At 67.8% G+C, this 18,234-nt stretch carries 15 protein-coding genes; 7 read left to right on the plus strand and 8 right to left on the minus strand.

The genetic code is table 11. The features are described from left to right. Window positions 1-35 precede the first annotated feature (35 nt). The 4 genes from QZY03_RS06560 to argE all read left to right on the plus strand — a co-directional run bounded on the left by QZY03_RS06560 (window position 36) and on the right by argE (window position 3,429). Complete coding sequence (locus tag QZY03_RS06560; RefSeq protein ID WP_295579365.1) at window positions 36-698, plus strand: Uma2 family endonuclease; 663 nt, start codon at window positions 36-38, stop codon at window positions 696-698. 168 nt (window positions 699-866) lie between these two features. Then, window positions 867-2,006: a Uma2 family endonuclease gene (locus tag QZY03_RS06565; RefSeq protein WP_295579296.1), complete on the plus strand. Its 1,140-nt coding sequence runs from the start codon at window positions 867-869 to the stop codon at window positions 2,004-2,006. Window positions 2,007-2,012: 6 nt separating this feature from the next. Then, window positions 2,013-2,207: a DUF433 domain-containing protein gene (locus tag QZY03_RS06570; protein WP_295579299.1), complete on the plus strand. Its 195-nt coding sequence runs from the start codon at window positions 2,013-2,015 to the stop codon at window positions 2,205-2,207. A 67-nt stretch (window positions 2,208-2,274) separates the two neighbouring features. After that, window positions 2,275-3,429: an acetylornithine deacetylase gene (argE, locus tag QZY03_RS06575; protein WP_295579302.1), complete on the plus strand. Its 1,155-nt coding sequence runs from the start codon at window positions 2,275-2,277 to the stop codon at window positions 3,427-3,429. 231 nt (window positions 3,430-3,660) lie between these two features. Here argE and QZY03_RS06580 read toward each other — a convergent pair whose 3' ends face one another. The 7 genes from QZY03_RS06580 to tagH are packed head-to-tail and all read right to left on the minus strand — an operon-like array spanning window position 3,661 to window position 13,817. Next, entirely contained in the window at window positions 3,661-4,413 is a 753-nt protein-coding gene (locus QZY03_RS06580) for a protein phosphatase 2C domain-containing protein (protein WP_295579305.1), read from the minus strand. Between the two features lies 1 nt (window position 4,414). After that, entirely contained in the window at window positions 4,415-5,161 is a 747-nt protein-coding gene (gene tagF, locus QZY03_RS06585) for a type VI secretion system-associated protein TagF (RefSeq protein ID WP_295579308.1), read from the minus strand. Continuing rightward, window positions 5,158-8,736: a type VI secretion system membrane subunit TssM gene (gene tssM / locus QZY03_RS06590; RefSeq protein ID WP_295579311.1), complete on the minus strand. Its 3,579-nt coding sequence runs from the start codon at window positions 8,734-8,736 to the stop codon at window positions 5,158-5,160. Before tssM ends, tagF begins: the two co-directional genes overlap by 4 nt. Further along, window positions 8,733-10,160 (minus strand): type IVB secretion system protein IcmH/DotU, encoded by a 1,428-nt coding sequence (gene icmH, locus QZY03_RS06595; RefSeq protein WP_295579314.1) that lies wholly within the window; start codon window positions 10,158-10,160, stop codon window positions 8,733-8,735. The genes tssM and icmH overlap by 4 nt, the downstream gene beginning before the upstream one ends. Before the next feature lie 3 nt (window positions 10,161-10,163). Beyond that, complete coding sequence (gene tssK, locus QZY03_RS06600; RefSeq protein ID WP_295579316.1) at window positions 10,164-11,498, minus strand: type VI secretion system baseplate subunit TssK; 1,335 nt, start codon at window positions 11,496-11,498, stop codon at window positions 10,164-10,166. Window positions 11,499-11,508: 10 nt separating this feature from the next. After that, window positions 11,509-12,030: a type VI secretion system lipoprotein TssJ gene (gene tssJ, locus QZY03_RS06605; RefSeq protein WP_295579318.1), complete on the minus strand. Its 522-nt coding sequence runs from the start codon at window positions 12,028-12,030 to the stop codon at window positions 11,509-11,511. A gap of 50 nt (window positions 12,031-12,080) precedes the next feature. After that, complete coding sequence (tagH, locus tag QZY03_RS06610; RefSeq protein WP_295579320.1) at window positions 12,081-13,817, minus strand: type VI secretion system-associated FHA domain protein TagH; 1,737 nt, start codon at window positions 13,815-13,817, stop codon at window positions 12,081-12,083. A 303-nt stretch (window positions 13,818-14,120) separates the two neighbouring features. On the opposite strand from tagH, the gene QZY03_RS06615 reads away from it, so the two are divergent. Further along, complete coding sequence (locus QZY03_RS06615) at window positions 14,121-15,944, plus strand: serine/threonine-protein kinase (RefSeq protein ID WP_295579322.1); 1,824 nt, start codon at window positions 14,121-14,123, stop codon at window positions 15,942-15,944. 355 nt (window positions 15,945-16,299) lie between these two features. On the opposite strand, the gene QZY03_RS06620 is transcribed toward QZY03_RS06615, so the two are convergent. Continuing rightward, window positions 16,300-16,722, minus strand: a complete 423-nt coding sequence (locus QZY03_RS06620; protein ID WP_295579324.1) for a TerB family tellurite resistance protein — start codon at window positions 16,720-16,722, stop codon at window positions 16,300-16,302. A 149-nt stretch (window positions 16,723-16,871) separates the two neighbouring features. Between QZY03_RS06620 and QZY03_RS06625 the strand changes: the two genes are divergently transcribed. Together QZY03_RS06625 and QZY03_RS06630 are read left to right on the plus strand one after the other, a co-directional pair. Beyond that, entirely contained in the window at window positions 16,872-17,447 is a 576-nt protein-coding gene (locus QZY03_RS06625) for a hypothetical protein (RefSeq protein WP_295579327.1), read from the plus strand. A 75-nt stretch (window positions 17,448-17,522) separates the two neighbouring features. Then, window positions 17,523-18,101: a peptidylprolyl isomerase gene (locus QZY03_RS06630; RefSeq protein WP_363168903.1), complete on the plus strand. Its 579-nt coding sequence runs from the start codon at window positions 17,523-17,525 to the stop codon at window positions 18,099-18,101. Window positions 18,102-18,234 lie beyond the last annotated feature (133 nt).

Raw genomic sequence — 18,234 nt, forward strand, 5'->3', positions numbered from 1 at the left:
CGACTGACGCCAACCCCCAGAGGAGGACCGCGGCGATGAATCCCCTCGCGCATTTCGACCCCGATGACCCCTATCCGGAGAGCGACGGCGAGCCCATGGCGGAGAATACCGAGCAGTATGAGTGGCTGGTGAAGATCAAGGAGAATCTCGAGATCCTCTTTGCGCAGGACCCGCAGGTCTTCGTCGCCGGGGATCTCTTCTGGTATCCGGTCCTTGATCGCCGGATCGCCGGCCCGGTGGCCCCGGACGTGATGGTCGCCATCGGCCGGCCCAAGGGCCGCCGCGGCTGTTACAAGCAGTGGGAAGAGGGTGGTATCGCCCCCCAGGTGGTGTTCGAGATCCTCTCGCCGGCGAACAGTCTCAAGGAGATGGCCGATAAGCTGGCCTATTATGACGCCTACGGGATCGAGGAATACTACGTCTACGATCCGTCCGCCAACATGCTGGAGATCCGGCTGCGCCAGGAGGGGCGGCTGCGGCGGATGTCGCACCTGAACGGCTGGATCAGCCCGCGGCTGGGTATCCGCTTTGCCTTGAGCGGCGAGACGCTGGAGATCTTCGATCCGCAGGGGCAGCCGTTCTTGACCTCGGTCGAACTGGCCGCGCGCTTGCGCGATGAGGCGGCGCGTGCCGAGCAGGAGCACGCGCGTGCGGAGCAACTGGCCGAGCGGTTGCGTGCCCTGGGGTTCGAGCCTTGAGCCTGGGAGCCCGATCAAGGGTTTTTCACGAAGACACGGAAGAAAGAGAAGAAATCCTCTCACACAAACCGCATCGCAGCGCGCGGTCCGTGATGCGGTTCGAGTACTCACCGCATCCTACGCGCTGGCCGAAGACACCGCGAGCCGCCAATACAATACGAGATGCACGTGCGCCGTTATCGCGTTACGCTTGGCCCCTGCGATCCCAAGATCGGACTCCTGCCGCCCATGTCCTCCAGCGCTGCCACTGAACTCGCACCCGCACCGCAGGTCCCGGCCCCGCCGCCGAGACGCCTGCCCACGGCGGGCTCCGCGGACGGTCTCCTGGTCTCGGAGGCGGTCTACTGGGCCGAGTACTATCTGGAGTCGGACCACCATTACGAGTGGAACAACGGCCGCCTGGAGGAGAAACCGGTGTCCGATTACGAGACCTTTCTGGTCTATGCCTGGTTCAGCGAACTGGTGCGGCACTTCCTGCGCACCCACCCCTGCGCACAGATGGTCGGTCTGGAGATGGGTTTCCGGCTGCCGCTGCCGAGCGGCACCGTCATCCGCAAGCCCGATTTCGGCGTGGTGCGCAACGACAATCCCCAGCCGCTGCTGCCCCTGGATTGCTCCTACCACGGAGTTTTCGACCTCTGTATCGAGGCTCTGTCCGACCAGGAGCGCAGCGGCATCGTGCGCGATACCGTTACCAAGAAAGCCGAATACGCCGCCGGGGGCGTGCCCGAGTATTACATCCTGCACCAGAACCCCGCCCACCAGGCGTTCTACACCCGCACCCCCGCCGGGTTCTATACACCCATCGCACCGCAGGTCGGGGTCATCTGCTCGCGGGTGCTGCCGGGGCTGCAATTCCGCCCGACCGACCTGGCGCGCCGACCGGAGTTGGAGGCGCTGCGTGACGATCCGGTCTATGCCGGCTTCGTCCTGCCGGGCTGGCGCGCCGATCGGGAGCGCGCGGAGGCTGCGGCGCGGCGAGCCGACGCGCAGACGCGGCGGGCCGATGCGCAGACGCGGCGAGCCGACGCGCAGACACGGCGGGCCGACGCTGAGGCCCAGGCCAAACGCGAGGCCGTGGACCGGGCCGAGGCCGCGGCGCGGCGGGCCGAGGCCGAGGCCCAGGCCAAACGCGAGGCCGAGAACCGGGCCGAGGCCGCGGCACAGGCCAAACGCGAGGCCGAGAATCGGGCCGATGCCGAAGCGCAGCGGGCGCTCGAGCAGACCCGGCGGGCCGACGCCGAGGCCCAGGCACGGCAGCGCCTGGAGCAGGATCTGGCGGCCCTGCGGGCACGCCTCGCGCGGTAGGATGCGGTGAGAAACGAACCGCATCGCAGCGCGCCCTGCATCCGCGGTATGCGCGTGACCACCGGCATGATGGCGAGCGGTCATGACCGTGCCAAGATTCTCACGCTCTATCCCTACCTGGAGGCGGATGATATCGCCCAAGCCTTGAGCTATGCCGCATGGCGCGCCGAAGAGGTCGAGATCGATATCACTTGCGCATGAAACTGCTCTTGGATATGAATCTGTCACCTTTCGCGGTCCCCATCGGGTACTCAACTACAGAGCTGCCATGTCCAAACAAGCCCCCGCCCTACTCCCGATGCTGCAAGGCTTGATCGGCACTCTGTCGGTCAGCAGCCTCGCGCCGGCCTTCGACCACAGTAACCGACCGCTGATCGATCTGTTGGCCGGCTGGCTCGACGCGGCCGGGTTCCGGGTCGAGATCCTGCCGATCCCCGGTCATCCGGGCAAGACCAATCTGCTCGCGACCCTCGGCGCGGGGCCGGGGGGCCTGGTCCTGGCCGGACACACGGATACGGTTCCCTATGACGAGCCCTATTGGTCCTACGACCCACTGGCACTGACCGAGGCGGACGGCCGTTACTATGGGCTTGGAACCTCGGACATGAAATCATTTCTGGCACTGGCGATCGAGGCGGCGCGCGGACTGACTCCGCGGGACCTGACCCGACCCCTGATGATCCTCGCCACCGCGGATGAAGAATCGTCGATGACCGGCGCCCGCGCCCTGGTCGATACGGGCCGCCCGCTGGGGCGCTATGCGGTGATCGGGGAGCCGACCGGTTTACGGCCGGTGCGCACGCACAAGGGGGTGATGGGCGAGGCAGTGCGGCTGATCGGGCGCAGCGGCCACGCGAGTGATCCGCGCCTGGGCAACAATGCGATGGAGGGGATGCATGAGGCCCTGACCGCCATCCTCGCCTGGCGCGATGAGTTGCAGCGCACCCATCATCACCCGGCTTTCGCGGTCCCCTATCCGACCATCAATCCGGGTTATATCCATGGCGGCGACAACCCCAACCGCATCTGCGGCGACTGTGAATTGCACCTGGACCTGCGCGTGCTGCCGGGTCTCGACCCCACGGACCTGCGCGACGAACTCACCCGCCGGGTGTCGGCTATCGCCGAACGGCGCGGGCTTGCCTGGGTGGTGGAGCCGTTGTTTCCGCCCATCCCGCCGGTCGAGACACCGGCGGGCGCGGCCATCGTGCGGGCCGGCGAGGCGCTGACCGGGTACGCCGCCGAAGCGGTCGGTTTTGGCACCGAGGCCCCGTTCTTCGATCAGTTGGGGATGCAGACCCTGATCCTGGGACCCGGCGACATCGCCCAGGCCCATCAACCGGACGAGTTCCTGGAAATCGCCCGTATCCCGCCGACCATCGAATTACTGCGCGGGTTCATCCGACGGTTTTGTATGGCGTGATGTAACGAGTCAGAAATAAGTGAAACAACGAATACAAGTGCTGTCGTTGTCGTTGTCGAAATCGGATAAGTGATTGGGTAGTCCTGTAATCTGTAGGCGGTCTTGATCATTGTTCCGGCGGACATCCGGGCGTCCCGCACTGGAGGTCGATGCTTTACCGTGAAAGTGCGTCGTCAGGCCATCCTGGCCTGACGGCGTCGGGACTGAAACGGTCAGGGCTGGAAGCCCTGACTACGCACTCCGCTCGAACCGGACGACGACGGCCGTGACGTTGTCGCGCCCACCGGCCTCGCAGGCACGCTGCACCAAGGCCTGGGCGATACGCCCGATGTCACCACCGCCAGGGGTCCCGCCAAGCAGCGCGGCAATCTCCGGATCACCCAACTCCTTGTCCAGCCCGTCGCTGCACAGCAGGTAGCGGTCGCCGTCACGCAGGGATTCGATGCGGGTGTCGATCTCAACCCAACCGTCCGCCCCGATGGCGCGGGCCAGGACATTGGAGTACGGGTGACCTTCGGCCTGTTCCGGGGCCAGCAACCCCTGGTCGACCAGGGCCTGCACCTGGGTGTGGTCACGGGTGAGGCGGGCGATGACGCCGTCACGCAGCCGGTAGACGCGGCTGTCCCCGACCCAGAGGATGCCGCAGTGATCGCCGACCGCGATCAGGGTGACGATGGTACTGCCGATGACGTCGCTGCCGGCCGCCGTGGATTCATCGAACAGCGCCTGGTTGACGGCCGTCAGCGCCGCCCGGACCGCGTCTCCGGCCGCCCCGAGCAGTCGTGGGTGCGGCAGTGCCGCGAGCGCCTCGACCAGCAGCCGACTCGCCCGGCCGCCGTCGCGGTGACCGCCCATGCCGTCAGCGACGGCCCAGAGCCCCAGGTCGGGGCGGTCCAGGAAGGCGTCCTGATTGATGGAGCGGCGCATGCCCTGATCGGTTGCGCCACCCGAGGTCCAGCGGAAGCCAGGGCAGGGATCGTCCACGTCACGCCTCCGGACCCAGGGTGCGCGGCGCCTCCCCGAGCAGCCGCCAATCGCCCCCGGACCAATCGCCATTGAGGAACGCGGCAAAGCCATCGGGCGGCGGCAACCCCTGACAGGCCAGGAGCGAGGGTGCGACCAGGTCGGACCCCTGGCCCCACCACAGGCTGTAGGCGAGGAACACCTGATTCATAGCATGGTCCAGCAGGGTCGGGCAGGCGCCGGCGGCCGGTCCGTCGGCCGTGCTCAGGTGCCAGGCATTGGGTCGTCCACGACCTGGATCGGGAGGGCAGATCGCACCTTCCGCGCCGATGGGGTCACCCAGCGCCAGCACCTCCGCGTCGAAGTCATCCAGCGAAAAGGGGTCATCAAGGACGGACAGGGCCAGCGCCTCCGCCCGCTCGAACCAGTCGGTGACATGCAGTAACCGGCAGGGGTTGGTGCCCGTCGGCAGCGAAGCTGCGATGGTGAGCGGGAAGTAACGCCCCACCCGGTCCACGCTCGGCATCAGTACCCCGGCCCAAGCCCCCTGCCCTGCCACGCCGGGACTGAGGGCAAAGCGCCACAGCGGGCTAGTAAGGTATTGCTCCAGCCAAGCCTCGCCAAGACGGGTGCGACTGGCCGCCAGGGAGGCTTGCAGCCATTGGTCCCAGGGCTCGATCAGCTCGGTGGACAAGCGCCGACCGACGAAGTCACCCAGGTGCGGGAGTTTGCCGTAGAAGCCAGTACCGACCGGGTTCCCCGTACTCATAAGCGCTCCGGGCAGGCGAAGCCGCGCAATTCGTCGAGCTGGTAAGGATTGCGCACACTCATCGCCCGCAAGTCGAAGGCTGCCGACAGCCCGCCCAGGGCAAAGGTCACGCGGAACAGTTCCGGCTGTCCGGTCGGTTGCAGCTTGGCGCGGTCCAGCACCCGAAACCAGGCCCAGGAACCCTCTTCGGTCTGACCGGGGGTCTTGCCGTCGACGCCGGCGAACATCAACCGCACCTGTCCGAGTCCGTCGGGAGCAGGCCACTTGAGCACCTGCGCCTTCATGGGCCCATGGCGGTAATCGAGGATCTGACCGCCCAGATCGAGTGTGAACTGAGTCGCCCGGGCGTCGAGGCTGGTTGGCGTCAGCGCAAACTCCACTGCCGGGGCCTTGGCGCCGGCGGCGAAGAAGGCGTCACGGATGGTCGCTGCCCGCTGGAACTGAGTCAGCACCGAGGCGGGAATGCCCAGGTCAGCGTTCACCCAGCGCCACTGGCGACGCGAGGTGTCCGCCAGGGGGGCCAGGTTGGTCTTGAAAAAGGTCTCCAGGAGCCCGCCGGGGCCGAACAGTTGTCCGAAGTCGGCCAGGGTGGTGTCCCGCGCGCTGCCCTTATCGAATGGGTAGCGGCCTTGTATCGCCTCGCGGCAGAAGGGCAGGATCTCGGACGTCCAAAGATTGTTCAGGTGCGACCGCGCGCCCCCGGCCACCAGGCCGGCGCTGTCCTCCGCCAGCGCACCGAGCAATGCGGCGAGGACCGGCGGCTGGGCGGCCGCCGCCTGTTTGGCCGCCTGGATCTCGGTCCCGGTGCCGACCGCCAGGGTGCCGCGTCCGGTGGTGGCGGCAGCGGCCACTGACCGCAGGTGCGCCCCCAGTTGGCCGACACTCTCCAGCGACTTATCCAGCGGTGCCGGCCGGTCGCCCTTGCCCTTGACCAGATCGTGCAGCCAGGCGAAACGGCGCGTCACATAGGTTTCCGGCGCCTCGCCCGGCTGCTCCTCAGGCGTGGGGGTATCGAAATAGCGCCCGACCCGGTTGCGCAGGTTGGTGACCGCGCTCGTGGCGCCGGCGGCTCTGGCCGCGATCTTGGCCGCCTTGTCGCCGGTCGCCTCCGATTCCGTCGGACGATCGAGTTCAGTCTCGCGGGCGGCCGCGACCAGCAGCCGACGCAACGGCGAGTCGTCCGGGGAGGCGAGTGCATCGGCCACCTCGGCCGCGTGCGGCAGGTCCCGCGCCGGGACCAATCCGAGGTCTTCGAGCAGGCTGTTCCACTGCGCCACATAGTCGCGCAGGTAGGCCGTGCGGACGGCTTCGATCAGCGCCTTGGCCTCGGGGCTGCCGGGGGTGAGCCGCGCGGTCGGACCCAGGACCCAACTCTCCGCGGCCTCGTCCGCGATCAGGCGGGTGGTCACCGCGTCGAACCCCTGATGGTAGCCCGCATAGGTGTAGAGCGCGGGAATGCCCTGGTTGATCGGCTTGCCGCTGCGGCGCTGGAACACCAGGTTGGCCAGATCGCCACCGGCGGTGACGATGGTGAAGTCGGGCAGCCCCCCGCCCGGCCCCGCCTGCTTCAACTGCGCATAGACCCGGGTGGCCAGCGGGGCACTGCTCAGGATCTCGCGGGCCTGCCCGATCAGATCCGCATCCAGCGCCAAGGGTAACGGACTCGGCCGAGTCTCCAGCAAGGCGGCCAGATGGCCGGCCAGGGCCGCGCGCTGCTCGGTCGTGGTCTCCCGCGGCAGACTGCGCGCCCAGTCACGCTCGATCCAAGTCTGCAACTGGTCGGGATCGTAGTGCTCCGCATCGTCCAGCATCAAATAAGAGCGCAAGGCCTCGTAGAGAGTCGCCGGGTCGGCCGCGCCCTGGCGGATCTGCTCCTCCAGCCGCAGAATCACCGCGGGCAGCAAGGCACGTAGCAGGACCCGTCGATAGGTGCGCTGCGCCTGGGAACCCAGCTTGCCCCCCTGATACAGACCGAAACCCATGGTCAGTGGGGTGCCGGCGTCGCGCTCGGCATAACCGCCTGGAATGCGCCGGGCGGCGTCGAGCAGCGGCAGGACGGCGAGCACATCACGCCCGCTGGGCTCCAGCGCATCGATCTGGGTCTGGATGGCGGCGACTTGGGTGGCGACCTCGGTGATATAGGCGCGATTGCGCGCGTAACTCACACTCCAGAGCGCGGCGGCCGTCACGGCGAGCAGCACGGCCCCCGCATACGCGCCCCAGCGCAGCCAGCGCCGCCGCTGTTCCTGGCGCGGGTCAAGCCCGGCGAGCGGGGCCTCAGGAAACACCACATCGGTGAGCAGACGGTTGACGAAAAACGTCTTGGCAGTGCCGTTGAAGGGCGCCGGCCCCTGGCGCCCGAGGCCGAAGTTGGCGGCGATCGCCGCGAGCACCCGGTCGATCGGGGTGCCGGTCTGGGTGCCGCTGGTAAAATAGACCCCGCGGACCAAGGGCCGCACCTCATAACGGGTGGACTCCAGCGCGTCAGTGAGAAACTGGTCGATGGTCTCGCCCAAAGCGGCGAACTGACGCGGGAAGTTGAAGACCAGACCGCGCCGCCGGGGGTCGCGCTCCTCCTGCATCCGCCCGAGCAGACGCTGATTGAGCCGCTGCGACAGCGCCTGGTGCTCGCCGCGGAAACCGCTCAGCGTACCCGCGGCCGTGGGGGCGGGGTCGAAGGGGAAGGTCATGCCCCAGACCTGTTCGCGTCCCTCTTTGCCGAGATCCGCGAAATACTCCATGAAGCCGGCCACCAGGTCCGCCTTCATGAAGAGGACATAGAGCGGCACGCGAATGCGGAAGGCGGCGTAGATCTCCTGGACCCGCAAGCGGATCGCCTGGGCATGGGCGGCGCGCTCGGTCGGGGAGAGTTGCAGCAGATCGGACAAGCTGACCGCCACCAGCACCCCGTTGATGGGGCGGCGCGGGCGATGGCGCTTGAGCAGTGCCAGGAAGCCGGTCCAGGCGGCGTTGTCGACCTGAGCATAACTGTCCTGCGTGGTGTAGCGCCCCGCCGTGTCGAGTAGCACGGCCTGATCCGAGAACCACCAATCGCAGTTGCGGGTGCCGCCCACGCCCTGGACCGGGTCTTGCCCCAGCCGCTCGGCGAGCGGGAAGCGCAGCCCCGAGTTGACCAGGGCGGTGGTCTTGCCGCAGCCGGGTGGGCCGATGATCAGATACCAGGGCAACTGATAGACCCAGTGCCCGCCAAGTCCTTTGCGGCCCTCGGAACCCTTGAGCATCGACAGCGCCTCATCAAAGCGCTGCTTCAGCGTCGCCAGTTCCTCCGCGGAGGCTGCCTGCGTCGGGTCGGGCGCGGCGGCGGGACCGGACGCGAGTTGCTCCATCAGGCGGCGGTTGCGCCGCCGCGCCACGACTGCCGCACCGATCTGCCACAGCGCCCACAGCGCGAAGAGGATGCCGATGACCCACCAGCGCGGCGCTTCCGGTTCCAGCGGCGCGCTCCCGGCGAACCCGAACAGGGGGCCGATAAACCACACCAGGGCGGCAAGCGCGGCGGTGCCCAACAGGGCCAGGAACCACCGGGCCGTGAGAAATCCAAACAGTGCTTTCATGGTGCGACTCCCTCGGCGCGGGGTACCGACGGCGTCCCCCCGGCGGGCGATTTGGCCGCGCTCGGCCGCTGCAGCATGATCTCGACGCGCCGGTTGCGTGCATCGCGCGGGTTGTCCGGCACCACCGGCTCGGCGTCGGCGCGGCCTTCACCGGTGAAGCGTCCCGGGTCCTTGGTGAGTTGCCCGAGCCGTTTGGTCACCTCGTCCGCGCGCGCTTGCGACAGGTGCCAGTTGGACGGATAGCGCAGCGACTTGATGGGCGCGCTGTCACTGTGGCCGGTCACCAGCACCGGACCGGGCAATTGCGCCAGTGCCGTGGCGATGCGCTCGATCAAGGGCACGACGGCCGGGGTGAGCGTGGCCTGCGCCGAGGCAAAAAGTCCGTCACCGCGAATCGTCACAACCTGGCCTTGCGGTCCCTCGACGACCCCGATCCGATCGGCGGCGATGTCCTCGGCGAGCAGGGTGCGCAGCGTGATCTGGGGGACATTCGGCACGGGCGCGGACGCGACCGGCGGCGGCAGGGGGCGGCGCGGCCGGTCGGCGGGGTCCGGAATGCCCCGATCGAGCGTGGCCAGCGACAGATAGACCGGGTCCGAGTCGCGACTCAGGGCGAACGTGAAGGCGGTGAAGAGGCCGAGCAGCAACAAGCCGGCGACCGCGGAAAGCACCCACAGCGGCACCTGTTGGATCATCGGATCGCGTTGGGGCGTTACCCCCCGCCAGTGCGGAGAGAGTTCCCGCTCCGGTTCACCACGCTGGGCGCGGATGGTTTGGTACAGGTTGGTGCGGACCCGTTCGAGTTGATCGCGCCCGCCGTCGCGCACCCGGTAGCGGCCTTCGAAGCCCTGGGCCAGACACAGATAAATCAGTTCCAAGAGATGCAGGTTACCCGCGGGGTAGGTCAGCAGGCGGTCGAGCGCATCGAAGAACTTCTCGCCGCCCCAGGTCTCGTTGTGGAAGCTGACCAAGAGTCCCTGCTTGCTCCAGATGCTCTGGCTGCCCCACGGCGTGTCCAGCACCGATTCGTCCAGCAGGGCGCACAGGACATAACGGGCCGGCAGCACCACCGTATCCACCAGGCCGCGGGCACGAGCGCAGTTCTCGAAGTCCCGCACCTGACCCACCAGACGCTCACGCAAGCCCTCCGGGTCGCGGTGCGCGGCGCTGCCCCGCAGCTCGCCGGCGACGCTGAGCAGGTCACCGGCACAGGCGACCAGCGGGTTGTCGGTGGCGATCGGCGCCGGCCGGGAACCCGCACCAGGATCAGCGGCAACCGCCGGACGTGGCGGCGGCGGATTGAACGCTGGGGACGGCAGGGGCGGCAGAGGTGCGCCGGCCGTCGGTCGCCGACCGCCTGGGGTCGGCCGGATGACGGTCGGACCCGCGTCATTGGGATCAAAAAAGGGATCGTCGACGGTCACAGGCTACTCCCGAATCGCCCACAAGGTTAACTGTAAGCCCGGAAACTCGCCGCCGATGTGCAGTCCGAGCCCCCCGCCGACGGCCAGCGGTTTCCAGAACTCGCTATTCCGGTCGAGTTCGAAGTAGTCGCAGCCGGCGTGATAGGGAATCTCCAAGGGGGCCGTGGGCAGGGGCCGCAAGGCAATCCCCGGCAGGGCCAGTTTGACGAACTCCTGAATGCGCTCAATGGGTCCGATCTTGGCCTGTGCCGGGAAGCGGTTGCGCAGGACTTGCGAGTCCAGATCGGCCTGCGCGGCTAACACAAATCGTGCCCCAACGAGCAGAGACCGATCGGCCACCAGCGCCACCCGGAACCCAAACTTACGTTCCTCGATCGGAATAGCCACGGCACGCTCAACCAGTTCGCGGCTGAGATAGTCGCGCAGACGCTCCATGAGCGGGGTGAAGGTCGCATCCAGATCGTCGTGCCGGTACGGCGGGAAATCCGGCGGACGCTTGGATTCCGCGGCATAGGTGGCGAGTTCACCGGCCAGCCCGAGCAGGAAGCGGTAGAAGGGCTCCGGATGCAGCCCTTGGATGCGTGAGAGGTGGACCGTGACCGGTTCACTGCGGTTGATTAACTGGAGCATCAGGAAGTCGGCCCAATCCGCGACCCCGCCGCGCCCGCCGCCGCGCACCCGTCCGGCGCGTGCTTCGGCCTGACGGTGCATGAGTCCGGTCACCTCTTCCAGGAAACCGGCCAGGCGGCTGGACGTCCGCACGTCCAGGCTGGGCGGGATGTACGCCTCATCGAGGACCACCAGACGGTCGGCGCGGCATTCCAGCACCCGGGCGACACCGCAGCAGGCAAAGCCGTCGCGGGCGTCACGCTCGCGCAGCAGACGCAGATCGAGGCGCCCGACTTCCAGCAGCGCTTCGGTGGCCGCGCCCAGACTGTTATCGCGCACCGTCAGCTCGCCGGCACGATAGCGCAGCATCGTCTCTTGGACCGCCGGGCCGCCGCTCTCCGGAGCGCCGGGGCGGCGCAGCGGCAGCGCCAGGTAGAGGATCTGGCCGGCTGCGGCATCGTCGAGGATCAGCGGCGCCGGCAGCGGATCACACTCCGGAGCATCGAAAGGGGTGCCATCCGGCAGTCGGCCGACGCAGGCGGTGACCGCCAGCCGGCCCTGCGCGAGCAGATCCCGGTCAATGGTCAGCCGCGACAGGCCCCAGGGATAGGGGCAGCCGAGTCCGGACTGGGACTCCACCAGATGTTCCAGATAGCGATCATGTTGCTGGAAGTGGTGGGGCTGCAAAAACAACCCTTCAGACCACAACACACGGTTGTCCCAAGCCATGGTCTCTCCCTTAACGCAGTTGAGCGGAAACGGCCGCTGCCCGCACCTCGACCTGGACCGTGTTGGTCTGGTCGGGCGTCAGCGCGACGAGGGCACGCCATCCGGCGCGGTCGATATCACGAAAGGCCGCTACCACCCCGAGATGGCTGGCCGCGGGGTTCAATGGGTGTACGACCAGCCGCCGCTGACCCGGCACCAGCGTGACCTCTTCGCGCGCGATCAGGTCGCCGCCCAGGGTCGCGGGGGCGCGGTCGTAGAGGCTGAAAAAATCCGCGCCCGTAAAGGCGCCCTCGCCCTTCAGTTCGTAGAGCCGCACCACGATCGGCAGCGCCCGCCCGCTTGGATCACGATTGGCATCGGGGGCGGCAATGACCTCGACCCGCAGTTCCGGCACCGGTTTCTCCGGCTCCTTCTTCGGATCCTCGGGCTTGGGCTTGCTTGCGCAGGCCGTCAGTACACTGATCGCTACGGTCGCGGCCAGCAGGCCCAGGAACTGTCGCCGCCGTGCCGGTCTGAATCGGGTTGCGCTCATCGTTGCCCTCATGATGCCGGATAAGTCGTTTGGTGTTGCGCATGCTGCGGTCAGGGCGACGAGCCGGACCGGCCCGGCCCGCGACCCGCGGTCGGTCCGGCGGCCTTGGCGCGCGCCTGCGCCAGCCGCTGGATCTGATCCTCGTAGGCATGGGTAAAGGCGTCCCCGAACAACTGCATGAAGTCGTCCGCCGCGTCAGTCGCCACCTGCGCGAAGGTCTCGGTGAAAAGATCCCAAAAACGCGCCTTGCGCGCCATGGGCAGGAGCTTGTCGAGCCCCCAGCCGGCACCCAGTCGCTGTTCCAGCTCGGCGGGCTCAAAACGCGCGAGCAGTGCCCGCAGCGCGGCCCGCAAGCCGGCGATCATCGCCATCTCGTGGGCCTGAATATCTTCGAAGGCGGCACGTGCGGCCTCGCTGGCCGGGAGATAGCCGGGGCCGGACCGGAAGAAGAGGCGCTCCAGGGCTTCGTCCACCCCGACGGCGAACTTATACGGGTTGTTCTCAACGGCCCGGATGGTGGTCACCTCGCAGCGCAGTTCGCTCTTGAACTGGGCGCGCACCTGCATGGTCGCGGTCAGGCCCGCGGTGAGGTCGCGCATCAATTGCCCGGCCTCGCGCAGGAACAGGTCGGGATCACGGACCTGGGTCGGATCGCCGGTGCCGAGGCCGGCCAGAAAGGCCGCGAGCCCGCTGCCGTTACCGCCCGGTAACGCGGCGGGCGCGGCGACGGTCAACGGACCAGGTTCCGCCGCTGCAGGTCCGGCAGCGGTGCGTGGGGTAGGCTCGACAACAGCGGCAGGCGGGGCCGCGGGGGCGACGCTGGGAGTGGTCAGCCCTGCGTCCGGCTCCTCGAACGCTGAAAACAGGGGCTCGTCGAACGTTGGCGTATCAACGACAGGGGCCGCAACCGCGGGCGCATCGAATGCGGACTCCGGGGCCGCCGCCGGGGCGAACGGCTCCGTCCAGACCGGTTCCGCAAACACGGCCGGCACCGCCGCGGGGCTGGCGGCTGCCGGGCCCAAGGCATCGGCCATCAGGTCATATTCGTCCGGGAATAAGGGTTCCGCGGGCCGCTGCGGCTGGCTTGACACCGCCTGGTTTGAAGCGGCCTGGTTTGAAGTGGGTTGGGTCTCGGGCGCACGCAGGTAAACATGCTCGAAGGGGGTCGGCGCCGACGTGATCAGCGGCGCGTCCGCACGTTCGGCGGGTCCGCCGAGGTAGGAGTCGAACGCCACGGCATCGGCGAACGGGTCCTCGGCTTGAGCCCGCCCTGCCGCGGCGCTCGAGGGGGCGGGCGCACGTGGGGTTCCCGGCATCGGCACCCCGCTCTGACCGCTGGGGCCAAGGATGTCCATGATGTCCGCGTTAACGCGCACTTCGGAGCCGAGCGTCGGCACCTCATCGTCGCCGAATCCGAACGGGTCGGTCGCGTGGGATGCTGATTGTTCCGCGGGCGCGCGGTAGGCGGCGCCGGTCTCGACGCACAGCTCATAGCCGCCCACATGCAGGATATCGCCGACCTGGATCTGCACCCGCTGACCGACCGGCAGCCGCTCCGCGGCCTCATTGAGAAAGATCCCGTTCGTACTGAGATCAGTGACCCACAGGCTGCCGTCGCGCAACTCGACGCGCGCGTGATGCCCGGAGATGACGCGCTCCGGATCGCTCAGCGGGAGATCGTTGTCCGGGCTGCGGCCGATCGTGCAACCCCGTGCGGACACGCCCCAGCTGGCGGGCCGTTCGGGCGCCACGCCGCCGTAGCGCGCGACAGTTATCGTATACTCCATGCCGTGCACTGACTCGTTATCACTTTGGAAGCCACAGTATAGCCGACTTCGGGTCATGGTCTAAGCGGCGCCAACCGCGTCCGGCAATTCAGGATCCGCCGGGAAAGAGTACCTCAAGGGCTGGATCGGTGCATCCGTCGCGGTGCCGGACCACCGGCCTTCCGGCCGGTCGGCTACAATGAGCGGACAATCGGCGTCGGTATGATCCATCACCAGGCCGCAACCCAGGACCGAGGACGGTCATAACCGGCCGGCGCTGGACGCCAGGGCCCGCCAGGTCCGCACGATCCGTGAAGGGGACAGATGAACGACGAAGCGACCAAGGTGATCGGGACTGACAGCGCTGACCCCGCGGCGGTGACCCGCGTGCCCGACCGCACCCCGGCAACGGAACCGCGACAGGCCGCCCCGCCTGAACCGCCAACCGCGGCCCAGCAGGAGACGCGTCTGTCGGACCGTCCCGCCGCGCCGGCCGCGCCGAACAGGGAACCGGACCCGGCGGCTCCGCCTCCGGTCGCCGACCCGACGCCCGCCTACGGCATCCCCCCCGGCACGCTATTGGCCAATACCTACCGGGTCGAACGCATGCTCGGCGGCGGCGGCATGGGGGAGGTCTACCTGACACGCGACGAGCGGGTCGGCGTCCAGCACGCGGTGAAGGTGATCCGCCCCTCGATGGCGGCCAACCGCCAGGTCATGGATCTGTTTTACCGCGAAGCCAAGGTTCTGCGCGGAGTCCGTCATGACGCCGTGGTGAGCTACGATGGCTTCGTGCGCGATGCGGAAGGACGGGACTACTTGGTCATGGAATATGTCGACGGACCCTCCCTCGGGGAGCGGCTGCGCCGCGGACCGCTCCCGGTCGATGAGATCCTCACCCTGCGCGACCGCCTCGCCGCGGGGCTCGCCGAGGCCCACCGCAAGGGGGCCGTGCACCGCGATCTCTCGCCGGACAACGTGATCCTGCCGGGCAATCAGGTGGCCGCCGCCAAACTGATCGACTTCGGACTCAGTAAGCTCACCGACCCCACCCAGGAGACCATCATCGGGTCATCCTTCGCCGGCAAGTACCGCTTCGCCTCGCCCGAGCAATTCGGGCTCTGCGGCGGAGCGGTCGACGGGCGCTCCGACATCTACAGCCTGGGTCTGATCCTCGCCGCCGCCGCCCTCGGCCGCCCGCTGGCCATGGGCGAGTCTTTCGCGGACGCCCTGGGAACCCGCCAGCGTGTCCCGGACCTGACCGGGATACCGCAGACCCTGCACCCCTGGTTGGCCGCCATGCTCGACCCCGATCCGGCACGCCGTCCGGCGGACCTGGATGCATTGCTGACCCACTGGCCCGCGGCGACCCGGGTCGACCCGCTGCCCCGTTCCGCCAACGCCGGTGCCAAGGCGTCGGAACCCGTTCGGACCCCGGCGCCAAACGCAGCGCCGGCCGCGCGCCGGTCTCCGCGGGTGTGGCTTCTCAGCGGCGGCGCGCTCGCGCTGGCCGCGGTTGCCGCCGGCATCTATGTGGCGCTGCAACCACTGGAACCCGTCTCACCCCCGGCAACGGCGACACACCCGGGGCCCACGACCGAAACCAGGCCGACACCGCCCGTCCCGGCCACTTCCGAACCCGGCGCGCCCGCCACACCGGCCGGCAACCTGGAGCAGCTCATCGCGGCACACCGCGACGACGCGGCGCTCAGCACCGCGCAAAGCCTGATCGCGGCCCGGTCGGCGGCCCCCGCGGCCAGTGCCCAGCCGCTCCCGACCGGAGCCTTCCTGGCGCTGGCCGATCAGTTGCGGACCGCCGGCCGGCCGCAAGACGCGTTCATCCTGGCGGAGGCGCTGATCAGCGCGGGTGAAACGCCGCCGATCGACACCCTCTGGCCACTGGCCCAGGACCTGCGCACCGCCGGCCGCCTCGACCCCTGGTTCTTCCTGGTGCGCAACCTGGCGAATCGCAGCTATGGCCCGGCCAGCTTCGCCATGGGTGAAATGTACGATCCCCAGCACTGGTCGGCCAGTACCTCGCCACTCGCGAAACCCCGCGCGGACAAGGCTCGGGAATGGTATGAGCAGGCGCTTCGTCAGGGCGTTCGCGAGGCCGGTGAGCGACTGGAAGCACTCAAGTCGTTATAGGCTTCGAACATGTCACGATAATGGTGATTTCCGGGAAAAGATGCACCAACGTGTAGGGGCGACTTTAGTCGCCCCTACCGTCCCGACAGCACCTACCGATCCTGCAGGCATGCGCCGTTGGGACGTTTGTTCCTGGGAATCGCCCAAGTTGATTTCCTGAACACCGGACACCGTCGACTCGGATGTAGGTGCGACTTCAGTCGCACCGACCAGAACGCAGGTGCGACTGAAGTCGCACCTACACTGACCGGTACCCAAATTGTCGGAAGTCACCTAAGTTACACAACGAAAACAATCGTTGTCGTTGTCGGTCTGGATATCACATGCGAAGGCGATACCTCGCGGCGAGGGCCGATCAGGACCCGTCCCCCAACTGGTCCAGGTCCAGACCCCAGCGGTCCAGCATCTGGCGGTAGACCGTCAGTTCGGCGTCCGCGAAATAGCCGTCCGAGCGGGCGATCAACAGCAGCGCACTGGCCAGAAAGCGGCGTTGGTCCGGCTCGGTGACGCCGGCCAGCACACGGTCCACCCAGTCCATGTCGGCCAGACCCACGTAGCGGGCCGTTCCGGCGTGGGCGATGAGGTCATCGCAGTAGGCGTCGAACACCTGTGCGAAAAGATCCCGATCCGCACCCAGCGTCTTCAGTATCCCGAGGCGCTCCAGGATGTCGATCTCGCCCTCGGCGACATCGCCGTCGCAGACGATGAAAAGTGCGATCAGCCGCAGGCAGGCCTGCGGGCTGTTCTCCGGATAAGGGGTCAGTTCGGGCTGGGTCATGAGGACTCCGTCGACGATCAAACGACACAAGGCGCGGCATGATCGCACAGGCCGCCCCCCGCGGACGATCGGAACCATTGCCAGGGTCCGTCACGAACGCGGAGAATCAGCGGTTACGGCGTACGCGCCGCCATCACGGACCCGCCGCCATGTTCTTCCCGATCCCCGAGCCCGTCCGCCGTCAGGCCAAATCCCCGCATGAGGTGGCCATGGTCAATCTGGTGCTGTTCAACCTGCTGATGCTGATCGCTCTGCTGGGCGGGAGCTTCGTGGAGTCGGATTCGTCCCTGGCGCCCTACAAGATCCTGGGGGTCGCGGTGCCGCTGTGCATCTCGCTCGCCATCGTGGCTTACACCTGGGTGCGCGCGCGGCGTGCCGCACGTGACGGCCCCTGGTTCCTGGCCGCCCACTGGCGGTTGGCGGGGATCCGCTACAGGATTCTGTTGATCGCCTACCTGGTCGGTACCGGCCTGATCGGACTGGGTTGGCTGCTGGCACACGCCCAAAAATCAGCCGGGATGCAGGATTTAATGTTCATCGCGCTGCAACGGGTGGCGATCGCACCCATGTTGATAACGCTGATGGTGCTCGTCATGTTGGAGTCCGGCGCCATCTACCAGGCCCAGCGGGGCGAAGTGCCGGACGGTCTCGTCAAGCGCGTTCCGCCGCCCGCGGACCTCGCGGGAGCGGACGCGGAATTTGCATCGGCGCCGCCTTCGGCCTGATCATGCGCCGCCCGGCCGCAACCGGGCGAACAATTCTGAATCGTATCCACACGCAACACGCACCGCGGAGCCCTCATGAACCTGACACCCAACCTGCTCGTCGCCGCCATCCTGTCCGTCGGCGCCCCGACCGCCATGGCCGCCAACCCGAAGGTCGCACTGGACGTGACCATCGGCGGCGAGCCGGCCGGCACCATCACCATCGAGCTGTTCGCCGACGTGGTGCCGAAAACCGCGGAGAATTTCCGCGCCCTGTGCACCGGCGAGAAGGGTATGGGCAAAAGCGGCAAACCGCTGGCCTATGCGGGCAGCACCTTCCACCGCATCATTCCAGGCTTCATGATCCAGGGCGGCGACTTCACCCGCGGCAACGGCACCGGCGGCGAGTCAATCTACGGTGAGAAGTTCGAAGACGAGAACTTCAAGCTCAAACACTTCGGCCCCGGCACCCTGTCCATGGCCAACGCCGGTCCGAACACCAACGGGTCGCAATTTTTCATCACCGTGGCCGACACCTCCTGGCTGGACGGCAAGCATGTCGTCTTCGGCAAGGTGGTCGACGGCATGGATGTGCTGAAGAAGATGGAAGCCCAGGGCAGCCGTGCCGGAACCACGCAGTCCGAGGTCAAGCTGGCCGCCTGCAAGCAGCTCTGAGCGGGCGTACCTGGTTCGCGGCCGGGAGCGGCCGCGACCCTCAGCGCGCCGCCTCCTCCAGAGCACCGGGTGTCACCACACGACAACGACGACAAGAGGACTACACCATGCCCGGTCTGCATCGACAGTCGGT

This window comes from uncultured Lamprocystis sp., from assembly GCF_903933125.1.
Classification (GTDB): Bacteria; Pseudomonadota; Gammaproteobacteria; order Chromatiales; family Chromatiaceae; genus Thiodictyon.